This is a genomic window from Anoxybacillus sp. J5B_2022, assembly GCF_026847645.1.
GTDB lineage: Bacteria > Bacillota > Bacilli > Bacillales > Anoxybacillaceae > Anoxybacteroides.
In genome coordinates this window covers 1-24,574 of the sequence record NZ_JAPSMC010000044.1, presented here as the reverse complement: position 1 = coordinate 24,574, position 24,574 = coordinate 1, and the positions used below count along the sequence as shown (strand labels likewise).

At 43.8% G+C, this 24,574-nt stretch carries 29 protein-coding genes and 1 tRNA gene; 11 read left to right on the top strand and 19 right to left on the bottom strand.

From position 1 onward, the window contains the following. The first annotated feature begins 582 nt into the window (after positions 1-582). Positions 583-1,272 carry a protein-glutamine gamma-glutamyltransferase gene (locus M4I42_RS12120; RefSeq protein ID WP_268852396.1) on the top strand — a complete coding sequence of 230 codons (690 nt, stop codon included), beginning with the start codon at positions 583-585 and terminating at the stop codon, positions 1,270-1,272. Positions 1,273-1,379: 107 nt separating this feature from the next. Here M4I42_RS12120 and M4I42_RS12115 read toward each other — a convergent pair whose 3' ends face one another. Beyond that, entirely contained in the window at positions 1,380-2,282 is a 903-nt protein-coding gene (locus M4I42_RS12115; protein ID WP_268852395.1) for a DMT family transporter, read from the bottom strand. 66 nt (positions 2,283-2,348) lie between these two features. Here M4I42_RS12115 and M4I42_RS12110 point away from each other — a divergent pair, with 66 nt between their 5' ends. Together M4I42_RS12110 and M4I42_RS12105 are read left to right on the top strand one after the other, a co-directional pair. Continuing rightward, a complete protein-coding gene (locus tag M4I42_RS12110; RefSeq protein WP_268852394.1) occupies positions 2,349-3,026 on the top strand; it encodes an MgtC/SapB family protein in 678 nt (225 codons plus the stop codon). 317 nt (positions 3,027-3,343) lie between these two features. Further along, positions 3,344-3,416 (top strand) — tRNA-Ala (locus M4I42_RS12105). Between the two features lie 117 nt (positions 3,417-3,533). Here the strand turns inward: M4I42_RS12105 and M4I42_RS12100 are convergent. The 3 genes from M4I42_RS12100 to M4I42_RS12090 all read right to left on the bottom strand — a co-directional run bounded on the left by M4I42_RS12100 (position 3,534) and on the right by M4I42_RS12090 (position 6,391). Further along, the gene (locus M4I42_RS12100; protein WP_268852400.1) at positions 3,534-4,019 is read right to left on the bottom strand and encodes a GNAT family N-acetyltransferase; all 486 of its coding nucleotides are present in this window, start codon (positions 4,017-4,019) and stop codon (positions 3,534-3,536) included. 79 nt (positions 4,020-4,098) lie between these two features. Beyond that, a complete protein-coding gene (locus tag M4I42_RS12095) occupies positions 4,099-6,117 on the bottom strand; it encodes an SEC-C metal-binding domain-containing protein (RefSeq protein WP_268852393.1) in 2,019 nt (672 codons plus the stop codon). 85 nt (positions 6,118-6,202) lie between these two features. After that, a complete protein-coding gene (locus tag M4I42_RS12090) occupies positions 6,203-6,391 on the bottom strand; it encodes an H-type small acid-soluble spore protein (protein ID WP_183253112.1) in 189 nt (62 codons plus the stop codon). Positions 6,392-6,897: 506 nt separating this feature from the next. On the opposite strand from M4I42_RS12090, the gene M4I42_RS12085 reads away from it, so the two are divergent. After that, positions 6,898-7,878 (top strand): potassium channel family protein, encoded by a 981-nt coding sequence (locus M4I42_RS12085; RefSeq protein ID WP_268852392.1) that lies wholly within the window; start codon positions 6,898-6,900, stop codon positions 7,876-7,878. On the opposite strand, the gene M4I42_RS12080 is transcribed toward M4I42_RS12085, so the two are convergent. The 3 genes from M4I42_RS12080 to M4I42_RS12070 all read right to left on the bottom strand — a co-directional run bounded on the left by M4I42_RS12080 (position 7,868) and on the right by M4I42_RS12070 (position 11,030). Next, entirely contained in the window at positions 7,868-8,275 is a 408-nt protein-coding gene (locus M4I42_RS12080; RefSeq protein WP_268852391.1) for a YugN-like family protein, read from the bottom strand. The two genes, M4I42_RS12085 and M4I42_RS12080, sit on opposite strands and share 11 nt — an antisense overlap. 81 nt (positions 8,276-8,356) lie before the next feature. After that, a complete protein-coding gene (locus tag M4I42_RS12075; protein WP_268852390.1) occupies positions 8,357-9,706 on the bottom strand; it encodes a glucose-6-phosphate isomerase in 1,350 nt (449 codons plus the stop codon). A 160-nt stretch (positions 9,707-9,866) separates the two neighbouring features. Continuing rightward, positions 9,867-11,030 (bottom strand): iron-containing alcohol dehydrogenase, encoded by a 1,164-nt coding sequence (locus tag M4I42_RS12070; protein WP_268852389.1) that lies wholly within the window; start codon positions 11,028-11,030, stop codon positions 9,867-9,869. 214 nt (positions 11,031-11,244) lie between these two features. On the opposite strand from M4I42_RS12070, the gene M4I42_RS12065 reads away from it, so the two are divergent. Further along, positions 11,245-11,478 carry a DUF378 domain-containing protein gene (locus M4I42_RS12065; protein ID WP_268852388.1) on the top strand — a complete coding sequence of 78 codons (234 nt, stop codon included), beginning with the start codon at positions 11,245-11,247 and terminating at the stop codon, positions 11,476-11,478. Positions 11,479-11,684: 206 nt separating this feature from the next. On the opposite strand, the gene yugI is transcribed toward M4I42_RS12065, so the two are convergent. Beyond that, positions 11,685-12,047: a S1 domain-containing post-transcriptional regulator GSP13 gene (gene yugI, locus M4I42_RS12060; protein ID WP_268852387.1), complete on the bottom strand. Its 363-nt coding sequence runs from the start codon at positions 12,045-12,047 to the stop codon at positions 11,685-11,687. A 164-nt stretch (positions 12,048-12,211) separates the two neighbouring features. On the opposite strand from yugI, the gene M4I42_RS12055 reads away from it, so the two are divergent. After that, positions 12,212-12,556, top strand: a complete 345-nt coding sequence (locus tag M4I42_RS12055; RefSeq protein WP_268852386.1) for a helix-turn-helix domain-containing protein — start codon at positions 12,212-12,214, stop codon at positions 12,554-12,556. A gap of 165 nt (positions 12,557-12,721) precedes the next feature. Here the strand turns inward: M4I42_RS12055 and M4I42_RS12050 are convergent, their stop codons facing one another. The 3 genes from M4I42_RS12050 to M4I42_RS12040 all read right to left on the bottom strand — a co-directional run bounded on the left by M4I42_RS12050 (position 12,722) and on the right by M4I42_RS12040 (position 14,714). Continuing rightward, positions 12,722-13,894, bottom strand: a complete 1,173-nt coding sequence (locus M4I42_RS12050) for an aminotransferase (protein ID WP_268852385.1) — start codon at positions 13,892-13,894, stop codon at positions 12,722-12,724. Further along, complete coding sequence (locus M4I42_RS12045) at positions 13,891-14,391, bottom strand: Lrp/AsnC family transcriptional regulator (RefSeq protein ID WP_268852384.1); 501 nt, start codon at positions 14,389-14,391, stop codon at positions 13,891-13,893. The genes M4I42_RS12050 and M4I42_RS12045 overlap by 4 nt, the downstream gene beginning before the upstream one ends. A 68-nt stretch (positions 14,392-14,459) precedes the next feature. Further along, positions 14,460-14,714, bottom strand: coding sequence for a DUF1871 family protein (locus M4I42_RS12040; RefSeq protein ID WP_268852383.1), 255 nt, complete (start codon positions 14,712-14,714; stop codon positions 14,460-14,462). An 88-nt stretch (positions 14,715-14,802) separates the two neighbouring features. Here M4I42_RS12040 and M4I42_RS12035 point away from each other — a divergent pair, with 88 nt between their 5' ends. Beyond that, the gene (locus tag M4I42_RS12035; RefSeq protein WP_268852382.1) at positions 14,803-15,969 is read left to right on the top strand and encodes a MalY/PatB family protein; all 1,167 of its coding nucleotides are present in this window, start codon (positions 14,803-14,805) and stop codon (positions 15,967-15,969) included. 43 nt (positions 15,970-16,012) lie between these two features. Here M4I42_RS12035 and M4I42_RS12030 read toward each other — a convergent pair whose 3' ends face one another. The 3 genes from M4I42_RS12030 to kapD form a co-directional block, all read right to left on the bottom strand. Continuing rightward, positions 16,013-16,528: a superoxide dismutase family protein gene (locus M4I42_RS12030; protein ID WP_268852381.1), complete on the bottom strand. Its 516-nt coding sequence runs from the start codon at positions 16,526-16,528 to the stop codon at positions 16,013-16,015. Positions 16,529-16,590: 62 nt separating this feature from the next. Further along, positions 16,591-16,797: a hypothetical protein gene (locus M4I42_RS12025; RefSeq protein WP_183253097.1), complete on the bottom strand. Its 207-nt coding sequence runs from the start codon at positions 16,795-16,797 to the stop codon at positions 16,591-16,593. A 92-nt stretch (positions 16,798-16,889) separates the two neighbouring features. Continuing rightward, positions 16,890-17,507 carry a 3'-5' exonuclease KapD gene (kapD, locus tag M4I42_RS12020; protein WP_268852380.1) on the bottom strand — a complete coding sequence of 206 codons (618 nt, stop codon included), beginning with the start codon at positions 17,505-17,507 and terminating at the stop codon, positions 16,890-16,892. Positions 17,508-17,719: 212 nt separating this feature from the next. Between kapD and M4I42_RS12015 the strand changes: the two genes are divergently transcribed. From M4I42_RS12015 to M4I42_RS12005, 3 genes are all read left to right on the top strand, one after another. Beyond that, positions 17,720-18,133: a hypothetical protein gene (locus M4I42_RS12015; RefSeq protein WP_268852399.1), complete on the top strand. Its 414-nt coding sequence runs from the start codon at positions 17,720-17,722 to the stop codon at positions 18,131-18,133. 47 nt (positions 18,134-18,180) lie between these two features. After that, entirely contained in the window at positions 18,181-19,476 is a 1,296-nt protein-coding gene (locus M4I42_RS12010; RefSeq protein ID WP_268852398.1) for an ArsB/NhaD family transporter, read from the top strand. A 90-nt stretch (positions 19,477-19,566) separates the two neighbouring features. Further along, a complete protein-coding gene (locus M4I42_RS12005; protein ID WP_268852379.1) occupies positions 19,567-19,917 on the top strand; it encodes a hypothetical protein in 351 nt (116 codons plus the stop codon). Between the two features lie 27 nt (positions 19,918-19,944). Here the strand turns inward: M4I42_RS12005 and M4I42_RS12000 are convergent, their stop codons facing one another. Beyond that, on the bottom strand, positions 19,945-20,085 hold the full coding sequence (locus tag M4I42_RS12000) for a hypothetical protein (RefSeq protein ID WP_268852378.1): 141 nt from the start codon (positions 20,083-20,085) through the stop codon (positions 19,945-19,947). Between the two features lie 135 nt (positions 20,086-20,220). Here M4I42_RS12000 and M4I42_RS11995 point away from each other — a divergent pair, with 135 nt between their 5' ends. Next, complete coding sequence (locus M4I42_RS11995) at positions 20,221-20,814, top strand: biotin transporter BioY (RefSeq protein ID WP_268852377.1); 594 nt, start codon at positions 20,221-20,223, stop codon at positions 20,812-20,814. A gap of 27 nt (positions 20,815-20,841) precedes the next feature. Here the strand turns inward: M4I42_RS11995 and M4I42_RS11990 are convergent, their stop codons facing one another. From M4I42_RS11990 to M4I42_RS11975, 4 genes are all read right to left on the bottom strand, one after another. After that, positions 20,842-21,840 carry an inorganic phosphate transporter gene (locus M4I42_RS11990; RefSeq protein WP_268852376.1) on the bottom strand — a complete coding sequence of 333 codons (999 nt, stop codon included), beginning with the start codon at positions 21,838-21,840 and terminating at the stop codon, positions 20,842-20,844. A 17-nt stretch (positions 21,841-21,857) separates the two neighbouring features. Further along, entirely contained in the window at positions 21,858-22,481 is a 624-nt protein-coding gene (locus M4I42_RS11985) for a DUF47 domain-containing protein (RefSeq protein ID WP_268852375.1), read from the bottom strand. A gap of 156 nt (positions 22,482-22,637) precedes the next feature. Further along, complete coding sequence (locus tag M4I42_RS11980; RefSeq protein WP_268852374.1) at positions 22,638-24,134, bottom strand: leucyl aminopeptidase; 1,497 nt, start codon at positions 24,132-24,134, stop codon at positions 22,638-22,640. A 58-nt stretch (positions 24,135-24,192) separates the two neighbouring features. Continuing rightward, positions 24,193-24,564 (bottom strand): DUF309 domain-containing protein, encoded by a 372-nt coding sequence (locus tag M4I42_RS11975; protein WP_268852397.1) that lies wholly within the window; start codon positions 24,562-24,564, stop codon positions 24,193-24,195. Positions 24,565-24,574: the final 10 nt, after the last annotated feature.

Below are 24,574 nucleotides of genomic sequence, written 5' to 3'. Positions count from 1 at the left end.
TCCATAGAAAGTTTTATTCCAAACTCATCATTTTCACTCGTTCATTCACGAGGACGCTTCGTTTTGTTCAGTTTTCAAAGAACATTCCGCCTTAAAAACGGCTTTTTTATACTAACACATTCAAAAAGTGCTTGTCAACTTATTTTCATTTTTTCGCTTTATCGCTGTTCAGCAGCGACGTTTAATAATTTATCATGTAGTTTTAAAAAATGCAACACCTTTTTTTATGTTTTTTCTTCCAACAACATAAATCACTGCCAAGAAGCATAGATATAATCAACACGCTTGACAATTTATAAACCTCTTCACCTTAACGAACAAACTATTGCCACTGACCAATCAACGTACGAAACCAATCACTCCAATTATTATAGTGTAACAATGTTGCTTTATTTTTTTAAAATTCAGTATTACACAAACTATTAACAAGTTATCAACATAATCAACAATATTTACCCACAAATAACTCCCTTTATAATTCAATAACTGCCTACCTTATACACAGAATCGGGATAATCTTTCTCGTTTTATTCACAACAAGTGGATAATTTCCGTTCAGATTATTTAAAGGAGTGGATAACTATGATTCGAATTCAACGTACTGTTGTGGATAGCCAGCTTTTTTCTCACACTTCTTTATCAAAAGAACAGACGATGATTTTTGAAGCGTTATTGAAAGAAAAACAAATTTATACGTACGAAAATGAGCAACAGCTTCAGTTTGAATTAATTTTGCGTGAGCGCATTCTTCACACAGCCATTCAGCTAGCCAAAAGCAAAGCGCGGTTTACAATTTTTCGTTTTTCCAAATGTAATGAACAATATTGGCAACGAAATCGATTAGGAGGGTTCGAGTTAAAACAGGGAATCGCTCCTAGCGCCGCCATTAACGACATTTTCGCAAATAGCCAGCTGTATGCGTTTGAGTGCGCGACCGCCATCGTTATTGTTTTTTATAAAGCTGTGTTAGATACGATAAAAATTGAAATATTCGACCAGCTGTTTGCGGATCTTTTATTGTACGATTGGCATACGGACCAAGATTTAAAGATCAAAACAAAAAACGGGGACGATTATATCCCCGGTGACTGTCTTTATTTTAAAAACCCGGATATAGACCCATCGATGCCGCAATGGCAAGGAGAAAATACCATTTACTTAGGCGACGAGCTTTACTACGGACACGGAATCGGCATCAAAACAAAAGAAGAAGTGATTGCAGCGCTAAACAAACGACGAAAACCTGCTGCTAAAAATCCGCCTATTTATTAGAGCAAACGACCCGAATCGATTTTCGGTATTTATCGACCTTCGTCCGCTCCACGGTGCAACAGCAAGTTTCCGTCGGACGAAATAAAATAATCATCGGAACAATCGGTTCATCCACTTTCTTGTATAGGTAGCGGTTTTTTTCGATTCTCACCCCATAAATACGTTCCAATGCCGGTTAAAATTAATATCCCGCCGATCCATTGTAGCGGCTGAATGATTTCACCAAGCAAAAAATAAGCTAAAATCGCCGCGCCGACCGGTTCAAATAAAATGCTCATCGAAATGGTGGCAGCACTTAGCCATTTGACCGACCAATTCATCAATGAGTGCCCTAACAAGGTCGGCACAATCGCCAGCAAAATAAAACAAATCCAATCGGTTTTCCGATAAGCTAGCAACGGATAGCGAAAAACAAGGGAATAGACAAGTAGCGTAAGCGAGCTAACGCCGTATACAACGTACGTATAAGTCATCAGTGATAATCGTTTTCGTAGTTCTTGACCGACTAACCAATATCCCGTTACCATCGCGCAAGCAAGCAGCGCCAATACATCGCCGAATAACGCTTCCCCACTGATTCGGAAGTCCCCCCAGCTAATAATCACGCTACCTAAAATAGCAAGCAATCCGCTAAAAAAAGCGCTAACGGTCAACTTTTCTTTAAAAAAGACATAGCCGCCAACAAATGCAAACAACGGTTGTAGCGTGACAAGTACGACAGAGCTAGTCACTGACGTATAGTTCAATGACTCGAACCAAAGAATAAAATGGAAAGCTAATAAAATTCCAGAAGCAATAGAAAGCAACCAATCCCTTTTCGAAATTTTCCGACACTCATTCAAATACGGAATGAAGAACGGGGTCATAAACAAAACGGTAAAAAAGAGCCGATAAAACGCTATCACCGCCGCCGGGGCTTGCGCCCATTTTACAAGAATAGCTGATGTTGACACAGACAGTGCTCCGATCGCAATTGCGATGTACGGTTTCAATAAATTCGATGATTGCATAGCCCACCTCTCGCTAAACGTTTTATAATGATTATAACACCGATTAAACTAAAAGAGGGGAAAAATATGGATTTTCATCTTTTTATAAAGCTAGGCGTTTCTGCGGTATTAGGACTTGTGATTGGTCTAGAGAGGGAATTAAAACGAAAGCCAGTGGGGTTGAAAACGTGTTTAGTCATTTCCATCGTGAGCTGTTTATTAACGATCGTGTCTATCGAATCAGCCTACATATTTCCTTTAAAAGACCATATTACGATGGACCCACTTCGTCTAGCAGCGCAAATCGTTTCCGGCATCGGCTTCTTAGGCGCAGGGGTTATTTTGCGACGTGGAAATGACAGCATTTCTGGCTTGACGACAGCAGCTTTAATATGGGGAGCAGCAGGTATTGGTATTGCCGTTGGGGCAGGATTTTATTGGGAAGCTATTTTAAGCGTAGCCTTGTTGATCGTGAGCGTCGAACTCATCCCATTGCTCACCGCCCTTTTTGGACCGAAACAACTACGAGAAAAAGAAATTGTGTTGCAACTTACCATTTCTCGTGCAGAAAAGATTGACGACGTCATTACCGCCATTCGACAACAAACTATCGACATTAAAACGTTTCACATTAAAGACATAGACGAAAAACATCATCTGTTGAAACTTAAAGTTGCCGTCAACCAAAAACAGTCGGCTACAGATGTGTATTATTCCATTCGTAACATTCCTTCTGTTACCAATGTCGAGATCGAAATTCTTTAAAAAAAAGCCCCTTGCGTCACATTAATACGCAAGGGAAACCTACTATTCTATGGACAGTTTGATCATATCATATTTTGTCGAATTTTGTCTAGATATTTTTATAAAAAATCGACAAAAATCGACTTTGTTTTTTAGGTAAAAAAAGCCCCTTACGCATAAAACGTAAGGGAAACCTACTATTCTATGGACGTCAACATCATATCATATTTTGTCGAATTTTGTCTACTGGTATATAATTCTAATTACAATGTATTTTGTAGAATGGTTCATCTTGCAAAATGCACAAAGATAAATATAATAAAAATTAGATTGCATACGGGGCATTAGCTCAGTTGGGAGAGCGTCGTGCTGGCAGCGCGAAGGTCACCGGTTCGAGCCCGGTATGCTCCATTGAAAAAAACCCTTGCTGCGCAAGGGTTTTTTTGTTTGAAACGAGCGTTTTTTCCGGGGTTGTTGACGAGTTCGGTTGCCTTCAACTGAGTATCGACAATTTACATAGTAGTATCGTTATCCGATTCGTTTGCCCATGATGATTAAGTCCCGCTCGACTCCGTCTAGTTCAGCCACTCTCGGTAAATGCCCCCATTTTTCAAATCCGAAGCGAGAAAAAAGCCGCAAGCTCGGTTCGTTATGCGCGAAAATAAATCCTAATAACGTTTTAATTTGCAAGTTCGGACATTCATCAATCGCTTTTTGTAGCAGTTGTTTGCCGATCCCATTTCCGCGATGCGTTTCTGAAATATAAATGCCGATTTCCGCTGTATGGCGATAAGCAGGTCTCCCATAAAAGGAACGAAAACTCAGCCATGCACATACTTGCCCGTCTTGTTCGACCACCCATAACGGGCGTTCAGGAGAATGTTCCGAAAACCATTTTTCCCGGCTCTCGACCGACACCGGTTCGAGGTCGGCCGTTACCATTCTAGTTGGAATCGTTTCGTTGTATATATCGACAATTGCTGACAAATCTTCGCGTTTTGCGTCCCGGATCATCATCTTTCCACTCCCCCTCACGAATAAAAAACATGTCCATGAAAAATGCAACAAGCGCTTGCGTTTCGTTTAGGCCGCGTTATTTTTTGTGTAGAGAGCGAGCCATCGTCCGCAGCCAATCAAGCAGCTCTCGTTCCTGTTGCCATAGATGAAAATGCTCTTTTGCATACATAGCCGCTTCTGTTTCGTCACCAAACCCAAAAAAGAGCGGATCTTCTTTCGGCAAACGCTTCTTTTTCAGTAAATAATCAATAACATGCGGATTGGCGATCATCGCTTCATCCAACAAATCTTCCAATTCCTCATGAAGCCCGTATTTCAAATACGAGACAAGCAGCCGGTTATAAGTCATTAACGCCGTCGGTTCATCGTATTGGTCAATCAGCTCTTCTGCTTGATCATATTTCCCTAATTCAATATAAGCAGGGAGCAGAAGGTAACGAATACCTTGGTTGTCGTTTGGGTTTAATTGCAGTAGCTGTTCATACTGTTCTACCGCTTTTTCTTTTTCCCCTAATTGCCAAAGCGTTTGCGCATAGTTCGCTTTTGCCCGCATATATGGCCGCGTTTCGACAATTCCCCAAAAATGCCCTTTATTTTCACGGAAAAACCGCTTGCCGAGATCTTTTTCGCCCGCTTCTATTCCTTTTTTGTAATAATCCGCCGCCGCTTCCAGCGTGGCTGCTTCATCTCCTAAAATGTTGTAAGCGTCTGGGCTATTTGGATACAGCTTCAACGCTTGACGGGCAAGTTCCATCCGCTTTTTGCGGCTCATTTCTTCAAACGCTTGATATAATAATTCTTGCGCTTCATCTTTTGGCGAAAGGGGCACGGTCGGCGTTTCACCACTATTAAGAGCGGATTGGATATATCGATTGGCTTCTTCGATCGATGAAAACTCTTTTTCTTGCATGATGCGATCAATTTTGCGCAATTCCCGTTCCATTTCTATTCGAGAGTGCTGAAACGGCGAGAAAGAACCAAATTCGTCATCCCACTCGTCTTCGTCGTCCCAATCGAAATCGTCGAGATCAAGCTCTTCCATCTTTTCATACATTTGTTGCATGAAATCGGCGAGAATTTCTTCCATCTCGCGATATTTCGCTGACAAGCTGCTGCTTGATACTCCATAATGTTCAGCAATTTCTTTTTGGGTAGCTACCTTATACGGGAAAAACGTCACCACTGTTAAATAATGAAGCGCCGCCGCATACAATTCCGGTTTTTTTATCGTCGGATTCACTAATCCGCAATACGTGCGCCATAAGATGAGCGCCATGTTCGTCAACGGACGTTGCTCATGCAAACGATCCATATTTTCTTTTAAAAGATATGCTGTATGTTGATGGATCGGGTGATCCCACTGGAGATCTTCTACTTCCACCTCATCAGGAAGCAATGGTTCAAAACATTCATGCAACAATTCAGGGAACGAGGAAGCTAAAAACTCGCGAACAGGCTGATTTGCCTCTTTGTATTTTGTTTGCAATACATTGGTAACCATCTCTGCTTTTCTTTTTTCCAGCTCTAAAACAGAGAGAAAGAAGGTGTACGTCGACCCGAGCGATACGAGAAAACCGACGATTAAATTTCCTGCTTCTATCTCCGTATCGTCCATCTGTAACGTTACTCGTTTCCGTTCCCCTGTAAAAATATCTTCTACAACGATAAGATCCGAGTTTTCCCGTTCCACCACCCGAGCAAATGACGGGACTTCATTAGTCCATGATCGTAAAAGGCTGCGTACACTTGCACGTTTAATTTTTGAACCGCGCGTCTGCATATAATGCTCCACAATGGTTCTTCCGTTCAATAGCGGTGCGCAAAATATTGCCCATTGCGTCACATACAGCATAAACGTTTCTTGCCATTCATCATCAACGACGGGCAGATGACGAATTCGTTGCGCGATAAAATCACCTAATACTTCTTCGTAGTTAGTTAGTGCATACTGAAATAACTCTTGTTGCAACTGAATCGCTTCTTGAGTAATCACTTCATTGAGAAATACGACGTCTTGCTTTTTTTCACAACAGTGTTTATATTTTTTTCCGCTTCCGCATGGGCAAGGATCGTTTCGCCCTACTTTCTCCATCATTTTTCACCTCTTTCCTAGTTGTATTATCATACATTTTAAACAATATTGCTAGAAAACTTTCTTTTACAAGAAAAAAACGCCCCATTTAGGCGTTTCCTTCTTCTAATTCGGCGATCGGAACTTCCCGCGTCTCCCGAAGATGACCGTCACGCATATGGACGGTTGCTGTTTGCCTTTGCTCATTATAACTGTCAATCCATACGGACACCCCATGGTAATGGACAGGAATATCCGCTGGTGATGAAACAATTTGTTTGACGCGATTCATATCCATGAAAATTCCCCCTTATTCATCGTTCGCTCATAGTATGAACAAGTCCGGAAAAAGTATGCAAAAAAACGACAGAATAGCACAAACTATTCTACAGGAGGTGAACCGTCAACTACCCCCACTTAGCTAACGCTTGAAGTGGGGGCTTGCAACTCCCCAGAAGTGCGAGCGGACTTCGTCCTCCTTCCTTGACTTGGGGTTGCATCAGGGGCAGGTTGACGACTACCCAACGACGCAGGTCATGCCTGCATCGTTACCGATTCTCTCGGCGTGTCTGTTGGCAGTACTTGACTTCCACACACAACAGACGGACCTACGCTCGATGTTTTACGGTTACAACGTTTCCTGTAACCAACTCCCTACATCGAGTAGCAGTTATTGGAGTGCCTTTATTCAACGGTTTTCTCCACGCCTTTATTATATCATACACAAAAGAAAGGGGGAACGCGCATTCCTCCCCCACTTACTCCCTTTGGTCGTTGAAGTGGGGGGCTCCTGCGCGAAATAGGATGAAATACGCTTATTTCCGTCTTCCTTTAGTCGCAAGAATGTTGCTGATTGGGGGGCTGATGATCGTTGTATTCGGCTGGGTCATTCATGTGATCGAACCAAACACGTATCGCTCATTTTTTGACGGAGTTTGGTGGGCAATTGTTACCGCCGCAACAGTTGGGTATGGCGATTTTGTCCCAAAAACACTTACGGGGAAACTAGTGGCGATTTCGCTTATTTTAGTAGGTACAAGTTTTCTTTCTGCCTATTTTGCGGCATTATCTGCTTCGGCGGTATCGAAAGAAAACACGCTGCTAGAAGGAGAGCTTCCGTATACGAAAGAAGGACATATAGTCATCGTTGGTTGGAATGAACGGACGCGCGAATTGTTACGCCAATTAACCGAACGGCAGCCGCTTGCTTCCTTTGTCATTATTGATGAAACGCTTACTAAGTTGCCGATCGCAAACAAAAACATCCATTTTATTAAAGGAAATCCAACGTACGATTCTGTTTTGCAAAAAGCGAATATAGCGAAAGCGAAAATGGCCGTCATTACAGCTGATCCGCATAAACACGAAACAGAGGCGGATATGAGCTCCATTTTAACGCTCGTTGCTATGAAAGGATTGCATCCTACCCTTTATACTATTGTCGAAATTTTGACGGCGCAACAAGCCGCCAACGCCAAGCGCGCTGGTGCAGACGAAATGATTCAAACGAACGCATTGGCAAGCTTTTCGTTTATTCACACGATCCAATCCCCTGGTTTTTCGACAATGTTTGAACAATTTTTACATTCATCGCAAGAAAGCTATTTGCAAATCGTCGAAGTACCGGATGAAATGATTGGACGAACGTTTCGCGAAAGCTGTCAAGCGCTTATTGAAGACCGAGTTCTTCCGATCGGAATTGTACGGGGAGAAGCATCCCTTCTGAATCCTTCTCCCGATTTTGTTCTTATGCCTCATGATCGCTTGTTTGTCGTTAAGCGTTAAGCAGCTTATCTTCTAATTGCTTTACTAGCGCTTGACCGACGCTAATATATTTTTCTGGAAACTGGGCGTCTGGGTCTTGCGGCTCGGCAAATTGGTTAAACGTCGCAGCAATATTACCGGTACGGACGTCATCATCAAGCCCGATTTGATATTGGTGCGAAAGCAAATACGGCCGCCCTAGTTTCACCGTTGTCCCGTTCGAATCAAGCTGCCCGTCTACTGCTTCAAACGGGACGCGCAAAAACTGATAGCCGTTTTCGTCATCGATTTTGTAATCGAATGAACCGTGGTCATAGTCCCAATTTCCCCCAATCACATAGCCGAGCGGCTTCAATTCCGCTTCTAGCTTATATAAACGAAACGTTTTTCCTTCTAATGCCGATGGAATTTCAATCATCGCAACCAACCTCCTTTTTTCGTAGGTTGCCCTAAAAACGGAGATATTAAAAGGGCTTCCCATCACTGGAAAGCCCTTTTCTTATTTCAACCGCTTCTCCAACTCCGCTTTCTTCTCTTCATACCCTGGTTTACCAAGTAGCGCGAACATGTTGACTTTGTAAGCTTCGACGCCCGGTTGATCAAACGGATTGACACCTAGTAAGTAACCGCTCATCGCACATGCTTTTTCAAAGAAGTAGACGAGATAGCCAAACGTATATTCATCCAATTTTGGCAATGTCACGACTAAATTCGGTACGCCGCCGTCTGTATGAGCTAACAACGTTCCTTCAAACGCTTTCGTATTCACGAAATCGACCGTTTTTCCGGCTAAATAGTTCAAGCCGTCTAAATCGTTTTCTTCTGCTTCGATAACCAATTCATGGCGCGGCGTTTCGACTTTCAATACCGTTTCAAATAAATCGCGGCGGCCTTCTTGGACATATTGACCTAATGAGTGAAGGTCTGTCGAGAAGTTAGCTGACGCTGGGAAAATGCCTTTTTGGTCTTTTCCTTCGCTCTCTCCAAATAATTGCTTCCACCATTCCGCGAAATATTGTAGCGCTGGTTCGTAGTTGACGAGCATTTCAATCGTTTTGCCTTTGTTGTATAAAATGTTGCGAACCGCCGCATATTGATATGCTGGATTTTCTTCGAGCTCGGATTTGCTGAAGTCTTCGCGCGCTTGCGCTGCCCCTTTCATCATTTCTTCAATGTTCGCACCGCTCACGGCAATTGGAAGTAAACCAACTGCTGTCAATACTGAGTAACGTCCGCCAACATCGTCTGGAATAATAAACGTTTCATAGCCTTCTTCCGTCGCAAGCGTCTTTAACGCCCCGCGCGCACGGTCGGTTGTCGCATAAATGCGTTTGCGCGCTTCTTCTTTTCCGTATTTTTCTTCAAGCAGCTTGCGGAAAATGCGGAATGCAATCGCTGGCTCGGTCGTTGTTCCTGATTTAGAAATAACGTTAATCGAGAAATCTTTGCCTTCTAATAGATCCATCACGTCTTTCATATATGTCGAGCTAATATTGTTACCGACAAAAATTACTTGCGGCGTGTTGCGTTTTTCTTTCGGAAGCGCGTTATAAAACGAATGGTGTAACATTTCAATCGCTGCCCGTGCCCCTAAATAAGAGCCGCCAATCCCAATGACAAGCAACACATCCGAATCTTGTTGGATTTTTTTCGCCGCTTGTTGAATGCGAGCAAATTCTTCACGATCGTATTCAACTGGAAGATCGATCCATCCTAAAAAATCGTTGCCTGCCCCTGTTTTTTCATGCAAAGAATGATGGGCAACTTTCACCGCATCACGCAAATATGTAAGCTCGTGTTCTCCAAAAAAAGATAATGCTTTTGAATAATCAAAACGAATATGTGTCATAAACTCGTTCCTCCAAGTAAAAAAATTTTACCTTCTTACACTTTAGCGAAACAAGCGAGGATAATCAAGCTGACCGGCTCATCGAAAACGGATACATTTTTGACATTTTTATAAAAAAGGGAGCTCCTCTAAAGAACTCCCTTTTTTTATAGATGCGCCACTATAACGATGCTCGATAAATGGCCAATACATCATCGCGGTTTAATTTTTTGAAGTTGCCGAACTCGCCGAAAGCCATCGCTTTATCTGCCATTAACTCCAAATGTTCGTCCCCGATACCGTAGTCAGCTAAGCGGGACGGTGCGCCAATACTTGACCAGAACTCACGCAACTTATCAATACCTTCAAGCGCTACATCGCGGTCGGATTTTCCTGTTGGATCGACATCAAAAACGCGAACGGCTAACTGCTTAAAGCGTCCCACATTTTCATCGAGCACATGCTTCATCCAATTCGGGAATAAAATTGCCAGTCCTCCCCCATGAGGAATGTCGTATACAGCTGATACCGCGTGTTCGATGTTATGTGTCGCCCAATCGCCGCGCACGCCCATTTGCAAAAAGCCGTTTAATGCAATCGTTCCGCTATATAAAATGGTTTCTCGCAATTCGTAGTTTTCTAAGTCGTTTACAAGCTTTGGCGCTGTTTCGATAACCGTTTTTAATACGGCTTCGCACATGCGGTCTTGCAACGGAGTGTTCGGAGTATGATGAAAATATTGTTCAAACACGTGTGACATCATATCCACCATTCCGTAAATCGTATGCTCTTTCGGAACGGTCAATGTGTATGTTGGGTCTAAAATCGAAAACTGCGGGAAGGTCACCGGACTTCCCCATCCATATTTTTCTTTCGTCTCCCAGTTTGTAATGACAGAGCCGGAGTTCATTTCAGATCCCGTTGCCGCCAACGTTAACACCGTACCAAACGGAAGCGCTTCGGTAACAGTCGTCTTTTTCGTAATGAAATCCCACGGGTCGCCATCATATTTAGCGCCGGCAGCAACCGCTTTTGTGCAGTCAATTACGCTGCCGCCGCCGACAGCTAACAAGAAATCAATCTGCTCGTTTTTACAAATTTCCACCCCTTTACGAACAGTGGACAGACGCGGATTAGGCTCCACACCTGAAAGTTCGAATACTTCTGCCTCTACTTCTTTCAATATATTCATCACTTCATCGTACAATCCGTTTCGTTTAATGCTGCCGCCGCCATACACTAATAATACACGTTTTCCGTACTGTGGCACTTCTTGTTTTAACTGCTCGATTTGCCCTTTTCCGAAAATTAACTTCGTCGGGTTTCGAAAAATAAAGTTTTGCATCGACTTACCTCCTTATTTTCCGCTACTCGTTGATCGAATAGACGAGTAACGCTACACATCAATTCATTGAAATAAAAGTGCACTCCATTTTTATTATGGTGCTTTTTCCCTTCTTATGTAAAGCAATTTGCTTTTTAAGAAAACGATGCATACTTTTAAGCACGATTATACAATCTATAAGCGAACGATTTAAAATTATAAGGAGGAATCCTCAATGAGTGCACTTCAACGCATTGCACTATTACTTACGATTATCGGTGCGATTAACTGGGGCTTAATCGGCTTCTTTCAATTTGATTTAGTGGCAGCTATTTTCGGAGGGCAAAACTCGATGATCTCCCGCATCATTTACGGGATTATCGGCATTGCCGGATTAATCAATCTCGCACTTTTATTCAAACCAGCAGAAGAGCTTGGACGCACCGAACCGAAAGTATCGCGGACATAACGAAAAGCGAAGAGCGGTTCTCGGCGAAGTCAAGAAAACATCCGACGGAAGCACAAGCTTTCGACGAAGACGTGCGTGCACGTCGAACGGAGAAAGCGGAGCGGAGGAGGATGTTCGTTCGGAGCTAGACAATACGAAAAGCGGAGGCGACTGCCTAAAGGTAGGATAGACATCAAAAAACACTCATCGGATTTGGTGAGTGTTTTTTATTCGTATTTCGATTGTTCAATCCATTCTTTTAGCTTTTCTTTTAGTATATGGAATCCACCCGCTGTTTCTGGGATTTCTTTTAATTTTGGTTGACGGGTTTTGTTTTTCACGGCCAGCATTTCCTTCACAGCCCGCATCGACAAGCTCGCTCGTTTCGCTTTTTCGTCAACGGAAAGCACTTTGACCGTCACTTCATCTCCCACCTTAATAAAATCGTGTATATCCTTTACGAACTGATGGGAAACTTCTGAAATATGCACGAGTCCTTGTATATCGTCGTCAATAGCGACAAATGCTCCATACGGCTGAATGCCGGTCACCGTTCCTTTCACAATACTACCTGCTTCTAACTTCGGCAAATAAAACACTCCTATTTCTGAAATTGTTTATATTATATCACTATGAGAGAAGGGAAGCAAAAGCTATGACAAATTCCGCAACAATTCAAGAAATGAGAGGAAAATCACCGTTTCATGAATAAAACATGATATGATGGAAATATAGAAAAAGAGGAGGTCTATATATGAGTACAATCGGCGAAAATATTAAAATGTATCGGGAACAGCGAAAGATGAGTCAACAAGAGTTGGCGTTAAAGGTGCGCGTTGGAACCGCTACCATCCAAAAGTATGAATCCGGCGAACAAATCCCCGACACGCAAACGATTTTAAAGCTTTCCACTGTACTTGATGTCCCGGCTTCCGAGTTAATGGAACGAGAAATGAACTCCTCAGGAATGGACCCGGAAATTGAACATCTCGTAAAAGAAATCGGCGTAAAGCGGGCGAAACTCATTTTACGTAAAGCAAAAGAGTTCAGCGAAGAAGATTTTTTGCGCGTCATGCAAATGCTATATAAGTTGCAATAAAGAATTTCCGATTTTTCGTTTCCGTTTTCATCTAAATACAAACCGATATGATATAACGTGGTGAAGTGATCCGCTGGATGTAAAACAAAATTTCAACTTATATATATGAAATTAAATACGGAAAAGAATCGTAACGGTTTCCGCCACAATGTGGCGGAAACCGCGCTATTGCAGCCGCGATAAAAACCGCTTCATTCGTTTAATCGCCTCTTGCAACTGCTCAAGCGATGACGCGTATGAGCAGCGAACATAGCCTTCACCGCTTTTCCCGAACACACTTCCGGGAACGACCGCTACTTTTTCCTCTATTAAAAGCCGCTCGGCAAATTGTTCAGACGTCATTCCCGTGACAGCAATGGATGGAAACGCATAAAACGCTCCGCCCGGCAAATGACAGCATAAGCCGATGTCGTTTAACGACTGAACGAAATAGTTGCGGCGGCGCCGGTAGCTTTTTCGCATTTCGTCCACATCATGCTCGCCATTTTTTAACGCCTCAATCGCCCCGTATTGTGCCATCGTCGGCGCGCACATCATCGCATATTGATGGATTTTTAACATCGCTTGCAATAGCGCTTCCGGTGCAGCCACAAACCCTAACCGCCAGCCGGTCATCGCAAACCCTTTCGAAAATCCCGAAACTAAAATCGTCCGCTCACGCATCCCTTCAATGGCCGGAAAGCTTGTGTACGGATCATCATACGTCAGTTCGGCATAAATTTCATCAGAAATGACAAGCAAATCGTGTTTTTCGACAATGCGGGCAACTGCCGCCAAGTCCTCACGGTTTAAGACCGTTCCTGTCGGATTGTTCGGCGAGCAAAGAATAAGTGCTTTCGTTCTCGGACTAATGACTTCTTCAATTTGTTGCGGGCGCAGCTTAAATTGGTCCGCACCGTTCGTCCGGACCGATACAGGCACTCCACCCGCCAATGTCACAAGCGGCCCGTACGATACAAAGCTCGGCTCTACGACAATGACTTCATCGCCCGGATTGACAATCGCCCTTAACGCCAAATCAAGCGCTTGGCTAGCACCGACCGTTACTAACAACTCACTTTCCGGACGATACTCTAATCCAAATTTCCGCGACAAATAAGCGGCAATTTCTTGACGAAGCTCTAGTAAACCAGCGTTAGCAGTATATGACGTATACCCTTGCTCTAACGACAAAATACACGCTTCGCGCACGCTCCATGACGTCACAAAATCCGGCTCCCCGACTCCTAGCGAAATGACGCCTTCCATGCTTGCCGCCAAATCAAAAAAGCGGCGAATACCTGATGGCTGTAGACGACTGACCGTTTCCGATACGTACGTTTTCGTTGCCCGTGTCATGGCGCCACCACGATGCGACGATCTTGATCTCCTTGGTCAAACACCGTGCCATCATGTTTGTATTTTTTCAAAATAAAATGTGTCGTCGTGGAAATAACGGAATCAAGCGTCGATAGCTTTTCCGAAACAAAATGGGCCACTTCCGCCATCGAACGCCCTTCAATGACGACGGATAGGTCATACGCTCCGGACATTAAGTAGACCGATTTAACTTCCGGAAAACGGTAAATGCGCTCCGCTACTTCATCAAATCCAACGCCGCGCTTTGGCGTGACTTTCACATCAATCATCGCAGTGACGCCTTCATGCCCGTCGACTTTGCGCCAATCAATGATCGTAGCATATTGCACAATGACTTTTGTTTCTTCCAGTCTCTTTAAAATCACTTCGGTTTCCTCTACGGTCAACGATGTCATTTTCGCAAGTGTTTCAATAGGTATGCGCGCATTATTTTCTAATATTTCGACGATTTCCAATTCTTTTTCCGTTAATTTCATCGTCAATCCCTCCCTTTTTAGAATTTTCGCATAATTTCACTCGATTTGCACGTAAAAAATTTCGTTTTTTACAAAGTACATTCCGACTCAGATTTCATCAGCAATAACAATTGCGCCAACGCCACGCATTCGTTAAGAGGAATTTTTTGTTCAAACGAGAATTCATAAATAGCTTGAATTTTTCGTGCAAGCTTTTCGGCATCATCATATTCATGGACGGCTTGGACAACGTCAACCGCTTCTGTCTCATAGGCATCCGCGCCATAACTAAACGGATCCCAACGTTGAACGATCGCAAGCAATGTGCGGTTCGTTTTTGTCATACCCGTTGCGATTCCTCCCTTTCCTTAAAGAGAATATGGCAAAATTATAAGCGATCGCGATGCGCAAAATAAAGAAAGGAGACTCACGATGTATTCATTTGATCACGTCATCGAACGAAGACATACGCATTCGTTAAAATGGGATGAAACGGAACGATTTTTTGGGGTGAAAGATGTCTTACCGATGTGGGTAGCCGATATGGATTTTCAAGCGCCTCCTGCTGTCATCGAAGCCATAGCCAAACGAGTCGGACATGGGGTGTTCGGATATACCGCGATTCCTCATTCATTAAAAGAAGCGCTCAGTGAGTGGCTAAAAACTCGGCACCAATGGACGGTCCAGCCAGATTGGATGTCGTTTTCTACAGGCGTCGTTCCCGCGATCGCAACGGCCATCACGGCGTTTACGTCACCTGGCGACCGCATCGTCGTTTTTTCTCCTGTCTATCCGCCGCTCTTCCAGCTAGTCCAAAAAAATGGACGGGAACTTGTCACAAGCTCGCTCCAACTAACAGAGGCAACATATGAAATCGACTGGACGGATGTACGTGAAAAACTAAAAGGGGCAAAAATGTTGTTGTTATGCAGCCCGCATAATCCAAGCGGACGCGTTTGGCGAAAGGAAGAACTAACGACACTAGGGGAGCTTTGTGTCGAAAATAACGTTCTTGTCGTAAGCGATGAAATTCATGCCGATTTGACGTTGCCACTTTTTCAACATACGCCGTTTGCATCGATCAACGATGCGTTCGCTGACATCAGTGTGACATGCGTCGCGCCGACAAAGACATTTAATTTGGCGGGACTGCAATGCGCGAGCATCATTATTCCAAACAAACAACTGAAAAAACAATTTGACGCTGCTCAGCAGCGCCAAGGCTTTTTCACGTTAAATACGTTTGCCGTTGTCGGAGCGGAAGCCGCTTACCGACATGGCAGTGATTGGCTCGATGCATTGTTAGCATATATACAGCAAAACATCGATAGGACGTGTTCGTTTCTCGGCACTTCTTTGCCAAAACTGCGCCCGATTCGTCCGGAAGCGACGTACCTTGTCTGGATCGATTGCCGCGAGCTTGGCATACCAGAGCAGCAGCTCAAACAGCTTCTTCTGCATAAAGGCAAAATCGCCGTCGAAATGGGGAGCAAATTCGGCGAAGAAGGACGAGGATTTATTCGCCTGAACGTCGCCTGCGCGCAACAAACATTGCAAGAAGCGTTTCACCGACTCGAAACGGCTTTACAAGATCTGTAGATGAAAAAAGCTAGCCGCCTAAATGTAGTAGGCCGCTAGCTTTCTACTGTTTAATTTCCCCGCAAGCAATGCGCCCGCCCGCATCGCCCGCTGGCTGCGTCATTCCGTCATCTTTGCCGGCGTGAATAACTAAAGCTGTTCCGTCTCTCTTTAATAGCGTACTTTTCCCTTCTTTCAACGTCACTTGTGGGGCTAATAGCTCCGTTTTAACCGTTCCGTCTTCTTTCACGATCAAGTTCGGCAAATCGCCAGCATGGGCACCTTCCGGATGCAACAAGCCATGCTTTTTTCCTTCTGGGTTATAGTGGCTTCCCGCCGATTGAAAATCTGGTTTTTTGCAGCTTGCTTTTTCATGAATGTGAATTGCATGTTCTCCTGGCGGCAATCCCTCCAAATTCAACGTAATTTTAACTCCTTTTGGCTGCTCCGACAGTTTCGCTGCTCCTAATACGTCGCCAGCGCTATTGATCATTTTGACATTGATTTCGGTCGGATTTGCTTCTTTACAGCCGCTCATCAGCGCCACTGCCGTAAGCAACACACAAACTCGTCTACACATAAAATCCCCTTCCGCAACACTTTTTTCATCCAGTATTACCAGAAAGGGACATATTCAAACGGCTACTGTTCATCTTGAATGATGTTTTCTTTTCGCAGTTGCTCTTCAAACTGCTTCGCTTTTTCTTCTTGACGTTTCGAAATTTTTATAATGAGCCGCATCGTCAAAATGGCGGCAATTAAAAAAAGCGTACTCGTAATTGCGGCCGGAATATATTCTCTTTTATCTTCCGGAAAATATAAAAATAAATTCAGTATATAATGAATCATTGCTTCGTCAACCTCTCACCTTTAAAATATTTGCTCAATCTATTATAGCAAAAACAAATAAGCCAAACCACTAAACAGCGTGACTTGGCCAGCTATAACGCAAATTTTTTCAACAGTTGGCTAAAATCGACGCGCTCACCGATCGTCGGCTGCTCCGGTTTGGATAAATACTTTTTATCTTTCTCCACTAGTTTAAAAATATTATACGTCGTAAACGCATCGTCGAGGGCACAATGCGGCTTGCCAACCCCTTCTTTTCCGTATGCTTGAACCGCTTTGCGTAAGCCGGGCTGATTCCGTTCGCCAAAAAACATTTTATATTCCATCGCTAAATCGCGCTGTTCCCCGGTGAACGGAAACGGAAGATTGGCTTGCAAACAATTATGCCTTAGCACTTTCATGTCCATGCTTCCCCACGTGATGACGGTCGGGCGAAGCTGGTCATATTGTTTTAAACGGTCAACGAGCTCCATCAACGAAATTCCTTCATCGATTTGTGTTTGGGTAATCTTCAAGAAAGCTTTGCACCGTTCTGTTAAAATCGGAAAATAAGTTGGTTTCACATACGCAGAAAATTGCTCACGCACTTGATCATTAATCACCATGACAAGACCGACTTCAATAATTTCCGGAAAAAACCCGCTCGGCTTTGTTTTATTTTCAGGCATCGTAAACTCAAGGTCGAGAAACAAATATGGACGATCTTGCACCGTAATCCCCCTTTCTCCTTATTTTTGGCACGATCGCACTTACTTTTTTTCATTATATCACGAGATTCCATTGTTTTACTTACTTTTTTCAGAAAATATGAAAAAAAGGCGAATAGACACGTTAATAAAAATGGTTTTGAGCACATATCGTAAAGACGGTATAATATTTGGTAAACGTGTTACAACAAAAGGGGGAATTGTGCTTGAAAAACGTGGTCATTCATAAAATTGTCACGTTCATTTTCACGGAAGAGCAATTAAAAGCGTTCTGGGAAAAGAAAAAAACGGGTGTGCCGTTTACTTCCTTAACAAACGAGCAACATATGAAACTGGCGGAAGAAATGCTCCAACATTCTTCGCACAGCCAGCTGCAGCAACATTTAATCGACGGAGGCTGGCGGACAAAAGAAGATATGAAAGGACTCGTTCTCGCCGAAGACGATTCGCGGGAACATATCCATGTCGAAATCGTCGACACATCGATTCCGCAACGCCCGTCGAACAAATTGTTTATCGACCGGTTGACGGAATTTACTTGTTCAGACTGCCAGTTTTCTTTTTACGTAAGAGGACTCCAAACCCTACCGAGTGTGCTTTGTCCGTCTTGCGGCAAAACGGTTCAATAAAGGAGTGAAGACCGTTGCATGAAACAGTAACAACAGAAGTATCAAATATGCAATATTATTTGGCCATCGCCATCTTTTTAGCAACATATGCGATTATTATTTCCGAAAAAATCAACCGTGCGGTGATCGCTTTGCTCGGTGCGGCAGGCATGGTCATTTTCGGCATCGTCGATTTGCAAAAAGCGTTTACCCAACACATTGAATGGGGAACGATTACGCTTTTAATCGGTATGATGATTCTCGTCAGCATTACAAGTAAATCCGGTTTTTTCCAATATGTAGCGATTAAAGCAGCCAAAGCAGCCAAAGGGCAACCGCTACGCATTTTAGTGATTTTATCGTTGTTAACAGCTGTATTATCGGCATTTCTTGATAATGTAACAACCGTGCTATTAATTGTTCCGGTTACGTTTTCGATTACACGCATATTGCACGTCAATCCTGTCCCTTATTTAATTTCGGAAGTGCTAGCCTCCAATATTGGCGGAACCGCCACATTAATCGGCGACCCACCAAACATTATGATCGGATCGGCGAACAAGCATCTAGATTTTAACGATTTTTTAATCAATCTAACACCGATTGTACTCATCATCATGGTCGTGACCGTTATGATTCTTGCATTTCTTTACCGGCGGCAATTAAAATCCGATCCAAAGCTGATCGAGCAGCTGATGAGCCTCAATGAAAGGGACTATATTAAAGATCCCCTCTTGTTGAAAAAATCGGTGTCGGTATTGATCTTAACGATTTTAGGCTTCATTCTCCATTCCGTCATTCATGTCGATGCTGCGGTCATCGCAATCACCGGTGCAACTATTTTGATGGTCATTGGCGTACATGAACATGAAGTGGAAGACGTGTTCGCCTCCGTCGAGTGGGTGACGATTTTCTTTTTTGCCGGCTTATTTACGTTAGTCGGCGGACTTGTTGATATCGGGCTCATTAAAAGTTTGGCTGAAAAAGCGCTCGATGTCACAGGCGGCGATATTTCGGTCGCTTCGTATTTCATCCTTTGGGTGTCGGGCATTGCGTCGGCGACGATTGACAACATTCCGTTTGTCGCAACGATGATTCCGCTTATTAAAGATATGGCGGTTGGGATGGGATTATCGCCTGATTCGCCACAAATTGATGTGTTATGGTGGGCGCTGGCGCTTGGCGCATGTCTAGGTGGGAACGGAACATTGATTGGCGCTTCGGCCAACGTCATCGTTGCGGGGCTCGCCTCTCGTGAAGGTCGTGGCTTTAGCTATATGGACTTTTTGAAAATCGGGGCACCGTTAACTTTGGTCGCTTTATTATTGTCACATTTCTATTTATTTTTCCGTTATCTAATGTAATGAAAAAAAGGGTGAGTGGAAAAAATTCCGGCTCGCTCTTTTTGTTTTTTTTACATATAGTGATAAAAAAATACGCAAGGAGTGATGGAAATGATATACGGCTCGTTTCCTGGATTCTACTCGCCTCACTATTTTCGGCAATACCCACCGGTCGATCCTGCCTTGTTTAGCCAATCCGCTACCACCGCACAGCTGCTTATGAAAGACGCGAGCATCATTTTAGCGAAATTCGCCCAATCTAAATCGTTTGCCACTACGATCATGTCGCTCGCCCAAGCAGGAAAAACGAAACAAGTACAACAAATGATTCAGTCGTTAGGCATTCGCTCAAAAGTCGATATTTATTTCAATCCGGACGGCATTCGCTTGACGTTGTCGCCGTCGTCTGCTGCCGCGGGATGTTGTCAATTAGTAATTGGACTTCGTTGGAACATCTTTTAGCTGTTTGGTACGCCAAACAGCTTATTTTTAATGAAATTGCTTCAATCCTACTTCCCATGCATTGCGTAAATCATCCCCTTCTTTGCGCTCGCTCACATGCACGAAGTCTTCCTTTGCCCCCATTTGGTTGGCACGTTCGATTTCATTTGCTTTGTTCTCCCGTTCCATTCCGATTCCTCCTTTCTCAACGCTATACGCCGTTTATTTTTCCTGATAAGTAGGGAAAATATTCAAAAACATCATTGACATTGAACACGTTGTTCGGTACGATTCTGTTAACTATAAAAAAAGGAGGGTTTACATATGCGGTTGCGTGCGCTTGACATTACACTTGCCGGCATGTTTGCTGCGTTGATGGCGATTGGTGCCAACATTACGTCATGGGCACCGTTTTTAGTCGTTGGCGGAGTGCCAATTACGTTGCAAACGTTTTTTTGCGTCTTAGCTGGGGCGATTTTAGGCCGCCGTCTTGGCGCGCTCTCGATGGTCGTCTATATGTTAGTTGGGCTTTTCGGTGCACCTGTTTTTGCGAAGTTTTCCGGCGGCTTTGGCATGATTGCCGGTCCGACATTCGGCTTTATTGTTTCCTTCATTTTCGCGGCTTACGTAACAGGGTGGATCATCGAAAAAGGTGGTGAACGTCCTTCGCTTGCCCGCTTTATTACCGCAGCATTAGCCGGGATGGTCGTCAACTACGTTGTCGGCACGAACTGGATGTATGTTGCGTTTAAATATTGGGCGGAAGCACCGAAAGGATTTTCCTATAGCGTCGCCTGGAGCTGGATGCTCGTTCCGCTCCCAAAAGACGTGATTTTATCCATTATTGCTGGCGCTATTTCGCCGCGCTTTTACGCAGCGATTCGAAAAACCGCTGCTGCTAATCGATACGTAGCGTAAAAAAGTGCATGCCGAAGCATGCACTTTTTACATAAATAATTTAAATAGCTGATAAACAAATCCTGCAATTAGCGCAGAAACAGGCAATGTCACAATCCATGTAATGACGATGCGCTGGGCAACTCCCCATTTAACGCCTTTGACGCGTTGCGCCGTACCGACTCCCATGACAGAAGATGAGGCTACGTGAGTCGTACTTACTGGCAAATGAAACGTGGTAGCCGCAAAAATAACAAGTGCCGAAGACAAGTCCGCCGCTGCCCCGTTCACCGGACGGATTTTCATAATTTTCCCGCCGACCGTTTTAATAATTTTCCAACCACCGACCGATGTTCCAAGCCCCATCGCAATGGCTGCCGAAAAACGCACCCATTCTGGGATCTCCGTCGAAGTATGATAATTGCCTGCAATTAAAGCCATTGTAATAATTCCCATCGCTTTTTGCGCATCGTTCGTTCCATGCGTATAAGCTTGCATCGCTGCGGTCACTACTTGGAAAAGCCGGAATCCCTTTGTTGTTTTGGATAAATTGGCATTTTTAAATAATACACGGAACAAACTCATAATAACGAATCCTACCCCAAAGGCAAGAAACGGAGAAACAATTAATGATTGCAAAATTTTTATGAAACCAGCATAATTCAAAATATTCAAACCTGCTGCTGAAACAGCTGCACCGGCAACCGAACCGATCAACGCATGGGACGAGCTACTTGGAATCCCGTAATACCATGTAATTAAGTTCCAAGCAATCGCCGCCGTCAGTGCCGCTAAAATGACAACCCCGCCATTTTCCAACGCAAACGGATCAACAATGTCTTTCGTAATCGTTTTCGCTACGCCGGTAAACGTCAATGCCCCGAGCAAGTTCATCGTCGCTGCCAAAATGATCGCTTGACGCGGTGTTAACGCTCTTGTCGAAACCGATGTCGCAATCGCATTCGCTGTGTCGTGAAAGCCGTTAATAAAGTCAAACGCTAACGCAAAAATCACCACTAAAACCGTCAGTATGAACACCGTATCCATAAATGCATAATCCCCTTTTACGCGTTGCGCATAATAATCGTTTCGATCGTATTGGCTACATCTTCACAGCTATCTGCGATTTCTTCCAACATCTCGTACAATTCTTTATATTGAATGAGTTTGATCGGATCTTTTTGCGTCACAAATAAGTTTTTAATCGACGCGCGTAAAATTTCGTCGCATTTCGTTTCGTAATCTTTAATTTTAATCGCATGGACACGCATATCTAGCAATTTTTTGCTTGCTAGAAGTTTTAGCGCTTCGGCAATTTCAATTGTGCTCTGATAAATGTTGTCGAAAAACTTCACCATATGGTCGTCAATATCCGTAAACGAGAACATTTCAAAGCGAGCAGAACATTGCTCTAACCCGTCGAGAACATCGTCCATCTTCATCGCCAATTGGTGAATGTCTTCACGTTCGATTGGCGTAATAAACGTCTTGTTGAGCGCTACGACAAGTTCGTGAATGAACGAATCGCCTTTTTTCTCATACTCTTTCATTACGCGCGCAAATTCTTTTAAATCGCTAATATTTTGAATTTTGTATTCGACAAAATATTGCGCGGCTTCTTTCACGTTTTCTGAGATCGTAAATAATAAATCAAAAAAGACATCTCTTTTCTTTGGTGAAAAAACCATACAAAAACCCCCATTTATGTATTGATATTGAGCCACCCTGTCTTATTTTATCAATAATTGTCGAATTTACAATGTATTTAAAAAAACTTAACATAAAATTTACATTATCTTTACATTTCTTAAAAAAAGAAAGCCGTCCGTCGAGGACGGCTTTCTTTACGGCTCAAACCGTTCGATTAACGTCGCAAGCGTCCGAACCATCACACCCGTCGCACCAGCCGGACCGAGATCGTGCTCTTTCGTCGTGACTGATGTACCGGCAATGTCAAGATGCACCCACGGTGTATCTTCCGCAAATTCTGCCAAAAATGCCGCGCCCATAATCGCATGGCCTTCCCGCCCAGGAGAGTTGTTTAAATCAGCGATGGCGCTACTACGCACCCGTTCTTTATCTTTTTCAGTAATCGGCAAGCGCCAAATAAACTCGCCTGTTTCCGCCGCTGCTTCTAGTACTTGCTCAAACAGCGCTTCATTGTTCGTCATTGCACCCGTTGTATGAGCGCCGAGCGCAATGATTACACCACCCGTCAATGTCGCTACATCAATCAAGTAATTGGCCCCTTGCTGCTTCGCATACGTGATCGCATCCGCTAAAATGAGGCGGCCTTCCGCATCCGTATTCGTCACTTCAATCGTTTTGCCGCTCATCGAGGTGACGACATCATCTGGCTTAAACGCCCCACCACTAATCATGTTGTCAGTCGCTGGAATAACCGCGATCACGTTTTGCTCTGGACGAAGTTCACCGATAATTTCCATCGCGCCAAGCACTGCCGCTGCTCCCGCCATATCGGTTTTCATGCCAACGATACCGTCTTTCGGCTTAATCGAGTATCCACCCGTATCGAACGTCACTCCTTTTCCAACAAGACCAATGACATGTTCCCACGTTTCTTTTCCTTGATACTTTAAGACGATCATTTTTGGCGGTTCGACCGATCCTTGATTGACAGCCAAAAACGCACCCATTCCGAGCTTTTCCATCTCTGCTTTTTCTAGCACTTCATATTCAAAACTGTACTTTTTCGCCAATTTTACCGCATAGTCTGCTAAAGCAGAAGCTGTTAACAAATTGCTCGGCGTATTTACAAGCATTCGTGCGGAGTTCGTTGCTCGCCCATAAACAGAACCAACGAATAAACTTGCCTCCACCTCCTCTTGATCCGCTGTCGTATAAACGGTTAACTGCTCGATTTTTTTCTCCTGTTCTTTTCCTTTTTGCTTGTAGCCGGCAAATTGGTACGTCGCCAAGGTAAACGCTTCTGATAGCGCATGGGCCGCGTCGTTCGCATCTATCCGTTCCGTCGTAAACGTGTCTAATGCAACGGCCACTTCCGACCACGCCGCTCCTTTTACCGTTTTAAACAACTTGCCAAACGCTTCTCGCAACAGTTCAAACGTCAATTCGCTTTCTTTTCCTAAGCCAACAAAATAAAGGCGCTTGATGTTCATTTGTCCGAGCGTATGTACTTTTGACACATGTTTTTTCTTTGGCGACAAATCTCCTTCGTTCACTAATTCCATCAACTGTCCGTTCAACTGCTCGTTCCATTTCGCAACAATCCCGCTAAACAGAGGCTCTTTTTCAAACACGCCAACTACCATTGCTTCATGCGTAGCATTGATCGGCATTTCTTGAATAACAGTAAACATCAAACCACTTCCTTTCCGTTTAACCTTTTTCATTATAAACAATCTTCCACTCTACGGGCTAGTCATGTAAAAATAAGATGAGCGTTGGAAGCGGCGGAAGCTGATTCGCCGCTGTAAAATCGACGCGATCGATATCCGCTGGAATAACCGCTAAACAGCGTTGAATAAACGCACATACTTCGTCCACATGAACTCCCCAATAAAAAGGACGGTATGGCTGTAAATAATCAGCGGCCACCTGCATCATGAGCCGCGCTCCTTTCACGTTGCCGTAGCTGTAATGATAGAGCGCGACTGTCATTTGCAACAACCCTTTAATAAAAAAATTTCCTTTATCCGTCATCCAAATTTCTTCTAACAGATCGTGACACGTGTAATAGTCCCCTTCATTGAATTTAACAAAAAACTCGTAATACTCCATCGGATACATGGCGAACCCC